This window comes from Gordonia phosphorivorans, assembly GCF_042432625.1.
Classification (GTDB): Bacteria; Actinomycetota; Actinomycetes; order Mycobacteriales; family Mycobacteriaceae; genus Gordonia; species Gordonia phosphorivorans.
In genome coordinates this window covers 317,489-330,583 of sequence record NZ_JBHLWV010000016.1, presented here as the reverse complement: position 1 = coordinate 330,583, position 13,095 = coordinate 317,489, and the positions used below count along the sequence as shown (strand labels likewise).

The 13,095-nt window shown below is 69.6% G+C and carries 14 protein-coding genes; 10 read left to right on the top strand and 4 right to left on the bottom strand.

The genetic code is table 11. The features are described from left to right. Positions 1 to 8 precede the first annotated feature (8 nt). From ACFFJD_RS07670 to ACFFJD_RS07660, 3 genes are read left to right on the top strand one after another with little or no spacing between them, the layout of a single operon-like run. Entirely contained in the window at positions 9 to 1,001 is a 993-nt protein-coding gene (locus ACFFJD_RS07670; protein ID WP_382362754.1) for a TtfA family protein, read from the top strand. 43 nt (positions 1,002 to 1,044) lie between these two features. Further along, a complete protein-coding gene (pyrE, locus tag ACFFJD_RS07665; RefSeq protein ID WP_382362753.1) occupies positions 1,045 to 1,602 on the top strand; it encodes an orotate phosphoribosyltransferase in 558 nt (185 codons plus the stop codon). 16 nt (positions 1,603 to 1,618) lie between these two features. Beyond that, positions 1,619 to 2,308 carry a TrmH family RNA methyltransferase gene (locus ACFFJD_RS07660; protein ID WP_382362751.1) on the top strand — a complete coding sequence of 230 codons (690 nt, stop codon included), beginning with the start codon at positions 1,619 to 1,621 and terminating at the stop codon, positions 2,306 to 2,308. 43 nt (positions 2,309 to 2,351) lie between these two features. Here the strand turns inward: ACFFJD_RS07660 and ACFFJD_RS07655 are convergent, their stop codons facing one another. Beyond that, entirely contained in the window at positions 2,352 to 2,933 is a 582-nt protein-coding gene (locus tag ACFFJD_RS07655; RefSeq protein WP_382362749.1) for a TetR/AcrR family transcriptional regulator, read from the bottom strand. Between the two features lie 97 nt (positions 2,934 to 3,030). Here ACFFJD_RS07655 and ACFFJD_RS07650 point away from each other — a divergent pair, with 97 nt between their 5' ends. The 3 genes from ACFFJD_RS07650 to ACFFJD_RS07640 all read left to right on the top strand — a co-directional run bounded on the left by ACFFJD_RS07650 (position 3,031) and on the right by ACFFJD_RS07640 (position 5,900). Continuing rightward, a complete protein-coding gene (locus ACFFJD_RS07650; protein ID WP_382362747.1) occupies positions 3,031 to 4,173 on the top strand; it encodes an acyl-CoA dehydrogenase family protein in 1,143 nt (380 codons plus the stop codon). Positions 4,174 to 4,235: 62 nt separating this feature from the next. After that, positions 4,236 to 4,997, top strand: a complete 762-nt coding sequence (locus tag ACFFJD_RS07645; protein ID WP_382362745.1) for an SDR family NAD(P)-dependent oxidoreductase — start codon at positions 4,236 to 4,238, stop codon at positions 4,995 to 4,997. Between the two features lie 51 nt (positions 4,998 to 5,048). Further along, complete coding sequence (locus ACFFJD_RS07640) at positions 5,049 to 5,900, top strand: SDR family oxidoreductase (RefSeq protein ID WP_382362743.1); 852 nt, start codon at positions 5,049 to 5,051, stop codon at positions 5,898 to 5,900. Between the two features lie 90 nt (positions 5,901 to 5,990). Here the strand turns inward: ACFFJD_RS07640 and ACFFJD_RS07635 are convergent, their stop codons facing one another. Continuing rightward, positions 5,991 to 6,731 carry a DedA family protein gene (locus ACFFJD_RS07635; protein WP_382362741.1) on the bottom strand — a complete coding sequence of 247 codons (741 nt, stop codon included), beginning with the start codon at positions 6,729 to 6,731 and terminating at the stop codon, positions 5,991 to 5,993. 140 nt (positions 6,732 to 6,871) lie between these two features. Continuing rightward, a complete protein-coding gene (locus ACFFJD_RS07630; RefSeq protein WP_382362739.1) occupies positions 6,872 to 7,828 on the bottom strand; it encodes a DUF368 domain-containing protein in 957 nt (318 codons plus the stop codon). Between the two features lie 168 nt (positions 7,829 to 7,996). Between ACFFJD_RS07630 and fbaA the strand changes: the two genes are divergently transcribed. Beyond that, entirely contained in the window at positions 7,997 to 9,031 is a 1,035-nt protein-coding gene (gene fbaA / locus ACFFJD_RS07625; protein ID WP_382362737.1) for a class II fructose-bisphosphate aldolase, read from the top strand. A 103-nt stretch (positions 9,032 to 9,134) separates the two neighbouring features. Here fbaA and ACFFJD_RS07620 read toward each other — a convergent pair whose 3' ends face one another. Further along, positions 9,135 to 10,340, bottom strand: a complete 1,206-nt coding sequence (locus tag ACFFJD_RS07620; RefSeq protein WP_382362735.1) for an Rv0361 family membrane protein — start codon at positions 10,338 to 10,340, stop codon at positions 9,135 to 9,137. A gap of 126 nt (positions 10,341 to 10,466) precedes the next feature. Between ACFFJD_RS07620 and ACFFJD_RS07615 the strand changes: the two genes are divergently transcribed. Genes ACFFJD_RS07615 through ACFFJD_RS07605 form a run of 3 tightly spaced genes read left to right on the top strand, consistent with a single transcriptional unit; the run spans position 10,467 to position 13,077 of the window. Further along, positions 10,467 to 10,919 (top strand): DUF3151 domain-containing protein, encoded by a 453-nt coding sequence (locus ACFFJD_RS07615; protein WP_382362733.1) that lies wholly within the window; start codon positions 10,467 to 10,469, stop codon positions 10,917 to 10,919. 14 nt (positions 10,920 to 10,933) lie between these two features. Next, on the top strand, positions 10,934 to 12,082 hold the full coding sequence (locus ACFFJD_RS07610) for an FUSC family protein (RefSeq protein ID WP_382362981.1): 1,149 nt from the start codon (positions 10,934 to 10,936) through the stop codon (positions 12,080 to 12,082). Between the two features lie 56 nt (positions 12,083 to 12,138). Next, positions 12,139 to 13,077, top strand: coding sequence for a cation diffusion facilitator family transporter (locus ACFFJD_RS07605; protein WP_382362731.1), 939 nt, complete (start codon positions 12,139 to 12,141; stop codon positions 13,075 to 13,077). The last annotated feature ends 18 nt before the right edge of the window (positions 13,078 to 13,095 follow it).

The window sequence follows — 13,095 nt, the reverse complement described above, 5'->3', positions numbered from 1 at the left end:
TAAGCCCGATGACCACCGTCTATTTCGTGATTGCGGCCCTCGCGCTGATCGGCGCAGGCGTGCTGCTCTGGTTGGACCATAACCGGTCCCAGCAAGTGCATCACCAGCGTGCAGTGTGGGGCCAGAAGCATTCCTTCAAGTTCCGTGACGCCGACAGCAAGCTGCTGACGGCGTTCCACCGTGCCGCCATGGACGTGCCCGACCACGTGCAGGTGCGCGACGTCGCCTACGGCGTCTACGCCGGCGCCGAGGCCGTCGTCTTCGACCTCGCCGAGACCGCCACCGTGGTGGCCGTCCGTCGACCGGCCGCCTCCTCGGTGACCGTCGACCTGCGCTACGAGGACGTCCTCGCGCCCGCCGAAGAGGACGTCGACCTGCTCGGCGCCATGGGCTCTCGCGTGATGTTCGCCAGCAACCTCGACGCCGCGCGCCGCATCTGCGACCGGCGGATGGTGTCGCTGGCCACCGAGGCGCCGTCGTACCTGGAGATCCTGTGGAACGAGGGCAACTGGGCGCTCGGCTCCATGCCGCTGACCACCGACGACGAACGACTCGACGTCGCGCTCGACACGGTGCGCCGGTTCGCCGACCTGCTGCGGGTGCTGCCGCCCGCGGTGGATCCGCAGGACGCACCCGCTCCGCGCGACCCGCACGGCCCGATCAGCGATGAGCTGGCCGACGAGAAGACCGAGTCGCTGCGGGACAAGCCCGGCCGCGGCCGCCGTCGACTCGACGACGACGCCGATGTCGACGGCCCGCTGCCGCCGCTCTCCACCGGTCGCCCGCCCGCCGGCCCGCGCCCGTCCCCGCTGGAGGCCACACCGCGTCCGGGGCGCCACGGCGACGACGCCGACGACTACTTCGACGCACCGCCGCCCGCGACCCGACCCGTCGCACCGCGCCCGGACCAGCAGCGGCCCGCGCCGCAACGCCCGGCGCCGATGCGTCAGCGGCCCGTTCGGGACCGGCTCGACCCGCCGGACCTGCCGCCGCTCGACTGACAACTCGCACCACCTCGATCAACACTGGGAGACCCCGCACGCCATGGCCGATTCACCTGCTCTCGACGAGACCTCCCGCCGCCGCTTGGCGGAACTGGTCACCGAACTGTCGGTGGTGCGCGGGCGCGTGACGCTCTCCTCCGGTAAGGAGGCCGACTACTACGTCGACCTGCGCCGCGCCACCCTGCACCACGAGGCGAGCCGCCTGATCGGTGCGCTTATGCGCGAGCTGACCGCCGACTGGGACTTCGCCGCCGTCGGCGGCCTGACCCTCGGCGCCGACCCGGTGGCGACGTCGATCATGCACGCCGACGGGCGCCCGATCGACACGTTCGTGGTGCGCAAGGCGGTCAAGGAACACGGCATGCAGCGGCGGATCGAGGGCCCGGACATCGCGGGCAAGCGCGTCCTGGTGGTCGAGGACACCTCCACCACTGGTGCCTCGCCGGCCAATGCGGTGCTCGCCGCACGGGAAGCCGGGGCCGAGGTGATCGGCGTGGCCACCGTGGTGGACCGCGACACCGGCGCCGACGAGGTGATTCGGGCGCAGGGCGTGCCGTACCGCTCGCTGCTCGGGCTGGCCGACCTCGGCCTGGCCTGAACCGGCTCGCGCGGGAATGACCGAACCGGCCGACCCGGAGGACTCGGGGGCCGGGCCCACTGAATGGCGCAGCGGCATCGGTGAACCGGTGGGCGTGGGGCCGTGGCTCGACGAGCGCGGCGCCCCGCTACCGGACGACCCCCGCTACGACCCGGAACTGCTGGCCGACGGCGATCGGCGCAACGTGGTCGACGCCTACCGCTACTGGACCCGCGAGGCCATCGTCGCCGACCTGGATCCGCGGCGACACCGCCTGCACGTGGCGATCGAGAACTGGGGGCACGACGCGAACATCGGCACCGTGGTGCGCACCGCGAACGCCTTCCTCGCCGGTGGCGTGCACATCGTCGGCCGACGACGCTGGAACCGCCGCGGGGCGATGGTCACCGACCGCTACCAGCACATTCACCACCACGCGAGCGTGGCCGAGTTGGCCGAATGGGCCCGCGAGCACGGCCTCGTCATGGTGGCCGTGGACAACACCCCCGGCTCGGTCCGGCTGGAGGAGACCGAACTCCCGGAGAACTGCCTGCTGCTGTTCGGCCAGGAGGGCCCGGGGGTGACCGTCGAGGCGAGTGCGGCCGCCGCACTCACGGTGTCCATCGCCCAGTTCGGTTCCACCCGCAGCATCAACGCCGGGGTGGCCGCCGGGATCGTGATGCACCGCTGGATCAGCCGGCACGCCGACCTCGACGAGGCCTGGTGACTCCGCGGCGTTCACCCCGTCGTCGGCACCGTGATCTGACGGCCTACTTGCTGATGCCGGCGGTGAGGATCGCGGCCAGCTCGCGGTAGGCGCTGGCATCGTCGAGGCCGGTACTGGCCCGGACGGCGCGCTGCTGAATCCGGTTCAGCATGGCGGCCACCAGGTCGGCGGCGAAGGCGGCGTTGACGCCGCGGAACTCGCCGTCGGCCACCCCGGCGTCGATCATCTCGCGTACCTGATCGGCGGCCATGCGGGTGTTCTGCTCGTAGATCTCGCGGGCCGGGGCGAACGCATCCAGGTCGGCCATGAACTGGTCCGACGCCGGGGTCAAGGCCGTGCCGATGGCCTCGAGAAAGCTGGTGATCTGCTCGCGGGTGCCGTGCACACCGCTCATGTGGACCGCGATCTCGGCCACCGCGCGCCGGAAGAAGTGGATGGTGGCCGAGCGCACCAGCTGCTCCTTGCTGTCGGCGAGCGTGTACAGCGTCGACTTGGAACAGCGGAGCCGGGCGGCGATCTCGTCGAGCGTCAGATGCGCGAAGCCCTCGGACAGAAACAGGTCGACCATCCCGTCGAAGAGTTCCTCGCGGCGACGCGTGGCGAACTCGGGCGCAGGGGTGCTCATACGCGAGATAGTACTAGCGAACCTCTTGCAGTACTACTTCGTAGGCAGTACTGTTCGGACAGATTCAGTACTGTCCGTGCTTTCCCAGGAGATATCCATGCCGGTCGACCGCCTGCTTCCGTTGGACGAGGCCCACGCCCTCATCGAGCTCACCCGCGACATCGCCGACAAGGTGCTCGATCCCATCGTCGATCAGCACGAGAAGGCCGAGACCTACCCCGAGGGCGTCTTCGCCACGCTCGGCGAGGCCGGACTGCTCGGTCTGCCGTACCCGGAGGAGTTCGGCGGCGGGGACCAGCCCTACGAGGTGTACCTGCAGGTGCTGGAGGAGATCGGTGCGCGCTGGGCCGCGGTCGGCGTGGCCATCAGCGTGCACGTGCTCTCCTGCTTCCCGCTCGCGACGTACGGCACCGACGAGCAGAAGGCGCGGTGGCTGCCCGGCATGCTCGGCGGCGAGGCCATCGGCGCCTACAGCCTGTCCGAACCGGACGCGGGCTCGGATGCGGCGGCGCTGCAGTGCCGTGCGACCAGGGTGGGCGAGGACTACCGCATCCGCGGCACCAAGGCGTGGATCACCCACGGCGGCATCGCCGACGCCTACAACCTGTTCGCCCGGACCGGCGAGGGCTCCAAGGGCATCTCGTGCTTCCTGGTGCCCGGTGACACCGAGGGGCTGACCTTCGGCAAGCCGGAAGAGAAGATGGGTCTGGCCGCGGTGCCGACCACCTCCGCCGTCTACGACGACGCCCTGGTGCCCGCCGACCGACGCCTCGGCGCGGAGGGGCAGGGCCTCCAGATCGCTTTCAGCGCACTGGATTCGGGCCGGCTCGGTATCGCCGCCGTGGCCACCGGCATCGCCCAGGCCGCCCTCGACGCGGCGGTGGCCTACGCGAAGGAACGCGAGACCTTCGGCAAGGCCATCATCGAGCACCAGGGTCTGGGCTTCTTCCTCGCCGACATGGCCGCGGCCGTCGACTCGGCGCGGGCCACCTACCTCGACGCGGCGCGGCGGCGCGACCGCGGCCTGCCGTACTCGCGGCAGGCCTCGGTGGCCAAGCTCGTCGCCACCGACACCGCGATGAAGGTGACCACCGACGCGGTGCAGGTCTTCGGCGGCAACGGCTACACCCGTGACTTCCGCGTCGAACGCTTCATGCGCGAAGCCAAGATCACCCAGATCTTCGAGGGCACCAACCAGATCCAACGCCTGGTGATCGCCCGCGGCCTCGCCGCACTCTGACCGTCCCCACGTACCGACCCCTACGCAGCAATCGCTCGTTCACTCCTGGAAGAGGACCCTCCATGAATCTCACCGACTCCGTCGCCCTCGTCACCGGTGCCGCCTCCGGCCTCGGCAACGCCACCGCGCGCGCACTGCACCAGCGCGGTGCGGCCGTGGTGCTGGTGGACCTGCCCGGTTCCGACGGCGCCGCCGCCGCGGCCGCCCTCGGTGACCGGGCGGTGTTCGTCCCCGCGGACGTGACGTCGGAGGCCGACGTGGCCGCCGCCGTCGCCGCGGCCACCGAACTCGGCCCGCTGCGCACCGTGGTCAACTGCGCCGGCGTCGGCACCCCCGGCAAGGTGCTCGGTCGCGGCGGGCCGCTGCCGCTGGAGGTCTTCGAGCGGGTCATCGCGATCAACCTGGTCGGCACGTTCAACGTGATCCGCTTGGCCGCGGCCGCGATGGTCGGCAACGAGCCGGTCGACGGCGATCGCGGCGTGATCGTGAACACCGCCTCGGTGGCGGCCTTCGACGGCCAGATCGGCCAGCCCGCCTACGCCGCCTCCAAGGGCGCGGTGGCCGCGATGACACTCCCGATCGCCCGCGAACTGGCCGCCTCGGCGATCCGCGTGGTCACCATCGCGCCCGGCATCTTCGAGACCCCGATGCTCGCCGGCCTGCCCGAGGCCGCGCAGGCCTCCCTCGGCCAGCAGGTGCCGCATCCCTCGCGTCTGGGCAAGGCCGACGAGTACGCGTCGCTGGTGGCTCACATCGTCGACAACGGCATGCTCAACGGCGAGACGATCCGCCTCGACGGCGCGATCCGCATGGCGCCCAAGTAGGCCCCCGGGCCCGCAACCGTCACCCACCCGCACAGTAAGGACAATCCAGTCATGTCGCTCGACTCTTCCCGTCCGCTCGCCGGGCGCACTCTGATCATGTCCGGCGGCAGCCGCGGCATCGGCGAAGCGATCGCACTCAAGGCCGCCGCGGCCGGGGCGAACATCGCGCTGATCGCCAAGACCGCCGAGCCGCATCCCTCGCTGCCCGGCACCCTGTTCACCGCGGCCGCCAAGATCGAAGAGGCCGGCGGGCAGGCCCTGCCCATCGTCGGCGACGTCCGCGACGACGAGCAGGTGGCGGCCGCCGTGGCGCAGACCGTCGAGCGCTTCGGCGGTATCGACATCGTGGTGAACAACGCCAGCGCCCTGGACATCACGCGCACCGAAGACCTCGGCATGAAGAAGTACGACCTCATGCAGGACATCAATGCGCGCGGGTCGTTCCTGCTGTCGAAGCTGTCGATCGAGCATCTGCGGGCCTCGTCCAACGCGCACATCCTCACCCTGTCCCCGCCGCTGAACCTGGATCCGAAGTGGTTCGACCAGATCGGCACCGGCTACACGATCTCGAAGTTCTCGATGTCGCTGGTGACCCTGGGGCTGGCGCGGGAACTGCAGGCGGACGGTATCGCGGTGAACTCGCTGTGGCCGCGGACCACCATCGACACCGCCGCCGTGCGCAACATCCTCGGCGACGACCTGGTGTCGGCCAGCCGGACCGCGGAGATCATGGCCGATGCGGCCATGGAGATCATCACCGGCCCGGTGGGCGGTCCGACCGGTCAGTTCTACATCGACGACGCCGTGCTCACCGCGGCCGGCGTCACCGACCTGGCGAAGTACCAGGTCAGTCCCGGCCCGGTGGACGAGCTGGAGCTGGACTTCTGGGTGGAGAGCCACTGACGGTTCGCCGCCGAGCGGAGAACGTCCGCGCCCCGGACCCCGCCGCGATGCCTTCGAGTATCCGGCGCGCGCTCCGGGGCGCGTCTGGTCTCAGGCGTCGGGACGGTCCCGGTACGACGGCTCGTCGTTCGGGGCGTCCAGGTCGATCGGCGTTTCGACGATGGGCGCGCGGCTGGCCCGCCAGCGCTTGAAGATCTCGACGAATATCGGGATCACCGAGACCAGCACGATGATGATGAAGATGTAGTCGACGTTGTCGGCGATGAACTGGATCTGGCCGAGGAAGTAGCCGAGCAGAGTCACGCCGCAGCCCCACAGCACCGCGCCGACGATGTTGTAGGTGACGAAGATCGAGTACCGCATCCGGGCGGCGCCGGCCACCAGCGGTGCATAGGTGCGGACGATCGGCACGAAGCGGGCCAGCACGATGGTGATCGGACCGTGCTTTTCGAAGAACTGGTGCGCCTCGACGATGTAGGACTCTTTGAGCACCTTGTTGCTCGGTTTGAACAGCGAATAGCCGAGCTTGTTGCCGATGAAGTAGCCCACCTGATCGCCGAGGAAGGCGGCGATCGGGATGGTGACCAGCAGGACCCACAGCGGGGCGAAGGGCTCGACCTCGGCCGACTTGGCCGCCACGATGAGGCCCGCCGTGAACAGCAGCGAGTCGCCGGGCAGGAGCGGGAACAGCAGCCCCGACTCGATGAAGACCACGAGGAGCAGGCCGCCCAGAATCCAGCCGCCGAACGAGTTCAGCAGATTCACCGGGTCGAGGAAGCTCGGCAACAGGGCCAGCTGCGTGGTGCTTTGAGCGAGGACGGTTTCGATCACGAACGGAGAGGATACCCGCCGGCGCCTGGCAAACGCCTGAGTGCCTGGTCAGGCGTACGCCTGTGGGAGATCTGCAGAGTCAGGCGTACGCCGGTGGGAGATCTGCAGAGTCAGGCGTACGGCGGTGGGGGATTGCCGAGTCAGGCGTTCGCGGCGTCGACGCGGTACTGCTTGCGCTGGAAGTAGGCGACGACGGCCACCAGGCCCGCGCCGACCACGAACAGCCCGAGCGCCATCGGCCAGTCGTCGCCGACGCCCTGCAGCCCGCCGTCGTCGTTCTGCCACGGCCACAGTGCGCGCAGCGACCCGGTCATCAGTCCGGCCGCCGCCACCATCGCGACGGTGTGGTGGTGGGCGAGCACCCACTCGAGTGCGCGGACGAAGACGACGAGACCGAAGAGCGCACCCAGGGCGAACACGGCCAGGTAGGCGACGTCGAGATTGTCGACGGCGTTCATGGTGGCGGCGTACAGCCCCACCACCAGCAGCACGAACGAGCCGGACACGCCCGGCAGCACCAGTGCGCAGATCGCGACGGCCGCGACCACGAAGACCAGCGGCAGCGCCGGATCTGAGATCTCCGACCGGGGCAGCGAGGTGAGCACCCCGACCACGGCGGCCGCGCCGACGAACCAGGCCGCCGCGCTCCAGCGCGCCGGGGCGGTCGACAGTGCGCCCGGGGTGATCTCCAGGAACGGGATCGCCACGGACATGGCGATCATGCCCATGAACAGGGCCTTGGACGCGACCGGCTGATCGGTGACGAATGATTCCATCAGCCCGGCGATGGAGAAGACCACCAGCGCCATGCCGATCGCGACCGGCACCAGCAGGCGCCAATCCACCTGTCGGGCAGCGGTTCTCCAGTCACCGCGGGTGAGCACGGCCTTGCCCACGTCGGTCAGGTGCTTGGCCGCGGCGATGAGCCGACTGTAGATGCCGGTGACCAGCGCGATGGTGCCACCGGAGACCCCCGGGATGGTCTCGGCGATCCCGATGAGCGCGCCGCGCACCATGTCGGCGAGGAACTCGCCGGGGGTGAGCCGGGTCGCAGCGGGGTCGTCGGACGTCGTCGGGGAGGGCGTAGCGTCGATCACGAGGCCCCAGGGTACCGAGGAAGTGGTCCATTCGCGGCACCGCTGACCTGGTCCGTTGTGTGATCTTGCCTGCCTTGTCGGGGGCATGGCTCCCCCAGCAGCGGTTACCGGCATACTGGAAAGCGACAAGAAACGCCTGAGTGCGGCCCGTATCGCTGGAGGATTCTGATGCCCATCGCCACCCCCGAGAAGTATGTCGAGATGATCGCCAAGGCCAAGGCGGGCGGCTACGCCTATCCGGCCATCAACTGCACCTCCTCGGAGACCGTCAACGCCGCGATCAAGGGCTTCGCCGACGCGGGCAGCGACGGCATCATCCAGTTCTCCACCGGTGGCGCCGAGTTCGGCTCCGGCCTGGGCGTCAAGGACATGGTGACCGGCGCCGTGGCCCTGGCCGAGTTCGCGCACGTGATCGCCGCCAAGTACGACATCACCGTCGCCCTGCACACCGACCACTGCCCCAAGGACAAGCTCGACACCTTCGTGCGGCCGCTGATGGCGATCTCGCAGGAGCGCGTCGACAACGGCCAGAACCCGCTGTTCCAGTCGCACATGTGGGACGGTTCGGCCGTGCCGATCGACGAGAACCTCGAGATCGCGCAGGAACTGCTGGAGCTGAGCAACAAGGCCAACATCATCCTCGAGGTGGAGATCGGCGTCGTCGGCGGCGAAGAAGACGGCGTGGAAGCCGAGATCAACGACAAGCTGTACACCTCGATCGAGGACTTCGAGAAGACCGTCGACGCGCTCGGCGTCGGTGAGAAGGGCCAGTACATGCTGGCCGCCACCTTCGGCAACGTGCACGGCGTCTACAAGCCGGGCAACGTGAAGCTGAAGCCGTCGGTGCTCAAGGAAGGCCAGGACGCCGCGGTGGCCAAGCTGGGCCTGGAGCCCGGCAGCCTGCCCTTCGACTTCGTCTTCCACGGCGGTTCGGGTTCGTCGACCGAGGACATCGAGGAGTCGCTGAGCTACGGCGTCATCAAGATGAACGTCGACACCGACACCCAGTACGCCTTCACCCGCCCGGTGGCCGGCCACATGTTCAGCAACTACGACGGTGTGCTGAAGGTGGACGGCGAGGTGGGCAACAAGAAGGTCTACGACCCGCGAAGCTACCTGAAGAAGGCCGAAGCCGCGATGACCGAGCGTGTCATCGAGGCCTGCCACGACCTCAAATCGGCCGGCAAGTCGATCAGCGCCTGATCCGCTCGGTCCCCGACAGCAGAAAATCCCCCGCCCTCACGAAGAGGGCGGGGGATTTCTCGTCTGTGACGAGGTATCGGGGGCGAGGCGTCGGGGGCGAGGCTCAGGGCTTCGCGCACACCTTCCACTCGCCGTCGACCTTGTTCAGGGTGACCTGTGCGGAGGTGGTGTTGTCCGGGTCGTCGGTGCTATACACGTCGACGCCGACGCGTGCGACGTCCCCGTCGATGGCCACCGCGTTGATGTCCTTGAAGAGCATCATCTGGTTCCGGTCCTTCTGCGACTGGAACGCCTTCGCGAAGTCCTCCGGCGAGATCGTCGAGTAGGTGGCGTACTGCTCGCCGCAGGTGATGGCCTTCAGCGTCTCCAGGTCGCCCTCGGCCATCGCCGTCTGATACTGCTCGGCGACATCGGCCACCTTGTCCTGATCGGACTCGTTGAAGGCGAAGAACCACGTGAGCACGCCGGCCACGACGAGCACGGCCACGATGACGGCGGCCCACAGGCCCGCGCGGCTCTTGCCGTCCTTGGCCGGGGCGTCGGCCGCAGCTGCGGGCGGGATCACTTCCGGCTGGTGTGCAGTGGTGGACCAGCCCTGCTCGCCGGACTGGGTCGCGGCGGCGACCTCGGCGGGCACGGCGATCTGCTCGGTGGCCGCGGAGGCGTTGGCGGCGGTGGCACCGGCGGCGGCCGCTGCCACCGCGGCACCGGCGGCCGCGACATCGATCACCTCGGTCTCGGCGCTGTCGTCGGCGGTCTCGTCGGGGGTGTCCTCGTCCGGGTCCTCGGCGTCGAGCGCGACGCCGTGTTCGACGATCGGTGCCCGCGGCGTGGCATCCGGATCGACCGATTCCACGGCGCGGCGGGTCGGGGTCTGTGCGCGCTCGCCGGAGCCGGCGATGGCGACCACCGGGGTCTCGCCGCGGGCAGCGGCGGCCTCGTCGGTGTCCGCCTCGGCCGCAGCTTCGGCATCGTCATCGGCATCGGTATCGGAGTCAGCGGTATCGGCGTCAGCGGTGTCGGCGTCAGCGTCCTGCGTCGCGGGAACGTCGACCTGCTCGTCCGCGGACTCGGCGGGCTCGGCGTCGTCGGTCGCGGCGGCGGCCGTCGGAATGGCGAAGGCCTTCGTGGGGGATTCGGAGTCGCCGCCGCCCGGCGCCTCGCCCGGCTGGATCTGCACGACCGGGGTCTCGGCGCCCTCGTCGGGGGCCGCGGTGTCTACCGGGTCGGACTCGCCGGCGCGACGGGCGCGGAAGGCGTCGACCACCTTCTGTACGGCGCTGTTCTTGTCGTTATCCGGAGTCGGCATGCGGCGTCGTTCCTACATTCGGGGGACATTCGGCGTGTCACTGGCGGCGACACAACGATGAGAGTATCGAATCGTCGGGCCGTCGCGTCGGGGCGGGCCACGGCCTCGGGGTGATTGAATGGCAGGGTGACCTCATTTGGAGACCTCCTGGGACCCCCGCCGACGTTGCTGACCGGAGACGACGACGCCGAGAGCGATCTGCTCAACGGCGCCGACCCCGCCGCGGTGGCCGCGCAGTACCCGTCCGCATCCATCGCCTGGGCGTACCTCGCCGAGGCCGCGCTGCAGGGTGCCGAGGCGGCCGATTCGCCGGAAGGCCCGGACCGGGCGCGGCAGATGGCGGGTTACGCGTACGCGCGGACCGGCTACCATCGCGGGCTGGACCAGCTGCGGCGGCACGGCTGGAAGGGCTACGGTCCGGTGCCGTGGAGCCACGAACCCAACCGTGGTTTCCTGCGCTGCGTCGGCGCCCTCGCGCGGGCCGCTCAGCTGATCGGCGAAGAAGACGAGTACCTGCGGTGCCTGGACCTGCTGAATGACAGCGACCCCCGGGCCATCGCCGAGCTCGGCCTGGACTGAATAACGCACGCATGATGACCATCGATCGGATGCGGACCACGCGTTCGCATCTGATCGACCGGTTGCCGGCGCCGGTGGCCAAGCGGGTGCGGCGCCTCGGCCTGTCACTGGTGCCGATTCTGCAGTGCGCGCTCGCCGGCGGCCTGGCCTGGTTCATCGCCTTCGATCTGCTGCACCACAACCGACCGTTCTTCGCGCCGATCGCGGCGGTCTCTTCGCTCGGCCTGGTGCTGGCCAAACGCTGGCGGCGATCGATCGAGCTGATCGGCGGGGTGCTGATCGGCATCATCGTCGGCGACCTGGTGATCTCGGTGATCGGGTCCGGGCCGTGGCAGATCGGCGTGGTGGTGGCGTTGGCGATGACGGCGGCCGTGCTCCTCGACGGCGCCCCGATGATCACCAATCAGGCGGGAGCTTCCGCGGTGCTGGTGGCCACCCTGCTGCCGCCGGGCGATGCGGCGGGCTACGAACGGGCCGTCGACGCGATGATCGGCGGTGGCGTGGCGCTGGTGATCGGCGCGTTAGTCCCGTTCAATCCGGCCCACCGGGCGCGGCGGGATGCGGCGACCCTGTTGGCGACGCTGCGCGATCTGTCCCGGGACCTGGCGCGCGCGCTGGCCGACGAGGACGATGACGCCGTGTACCGGGTGCTGGCGCGCGCCCGAGCCACGCAGGGGCAGGTCGATTCGATGTTCTCGAACATGCGGGCCGGCAGTGAGGTGGGGTGGATGTCCCCGCTGTACTGGTTCGAGCGGTCCCGGTTGGACAAGATCGCGGCCACCGGCGAGCCGCTGGACAATGCGGTGCGCAACTTCCGGATCTGTGCGCGCCGCGCGCTGGGTCTGACGCAGCGCGGCGTCTCGGTGGAGCCTGCGGTCCTGCGTCTGGTCGCGGCCCTGCCGGACGGTTTCGAGGTGTTGCGCCGACTGATGCTGGCCGAGCCCGGCGGCTCCCCGGACGGGGCCGACGCGGCGCGGGAACTGCGGACCATCGTGCGGCGGGCGCGCCCGGCGATCAACGACACCCGCAAGCTCATCGAGGCCGGCGGCGGCGATGTCTCGGAGATCGCCCTCCTGGTGGAGTTACGTTCCCTGCTGGTGGACATGCTGATGGTGGCCGGGCTCAAGCGCGAGTCGGCGATCGCGCAGCTGCGGGTGGACTGAACATTCCGGGAGCACCGGGGTTGTCATATATGCGTAAACGCGCATATATTCAGTTCATGGGTACTTCACACGGTCATGAGGGCCATTCCCACGGTCCGAGCGCGGCGGAGTTGGCGGCCGGCGGCTCCCGGCGGCGGCTCTGGCCGATGGCGGTGGCCGTGGGGCTCATCGGCTCCTACTTCTTCGTCGAACTCTTCGTCGGTATCGCGATCGACTCGCTGGCGCTGATCGCCGACGCCGGACACATGCTCACCGATGTGGTGGCGCTGTCCATGGGGCTCAGTGCGCTGCTGCTGTCGCGGCACGGACGGATCACCGACGCGCGCAGCTTCGGCTGGTTCCGCGCGGAGGTCTTCACCGCCGTGCTCAACGCCGCGCTGCTGATCGGCGTGGGGATCTTCATTCTGTACGAGGCGATCGAACGGATCGGGGGAGGCGCGCCCGAGGTGCCCGGGGCGACCCTGGTGATCGTCGCGGTGATCGGCCTGGCCGTCAACGTCGCGGTGATGCTGTTGCTGCGCGCCGATGCGAAGGCCTCCATCGCGGTCCGCGGGGCCTATCTCGAGGTGCTCGCCGACGCGGTGGGCAGCGTGGGCGTGCTTACCGCGGGTGTGGTCACCATGACCACCGGCTGGCGCTACGCCGACGTGGTGGTCGCCGTCCTCATCGCCCTCTGGGTGGTCCCGCGGGCCGTGCGGCTGGCCAAGGACGCGCTGAAAATCCTCAACCAGCAGGCGCCCGAACATGTGGACGTGCCCGCACTGCGCCGGGAACTGCTCGCCATCGAGGCCGTGGTGGACGTCCACGACCTGCACGTCTGGTCGGTGACCACCGGAATGGATGTGGCGACCGTGCATGTGGTGAGCGACGGAGACTATGCGCGCGTGCTGGCCGCGGCACGCTCGGTGCTCACCGCGCACGGCCTGGTGCACGCCACCGTGCAGGTGAACCCCTCGACGCAGGACGGCGCCTGCTGTGAGGAACTGACCTGGTGAGCCGCTGACCTGCGGACG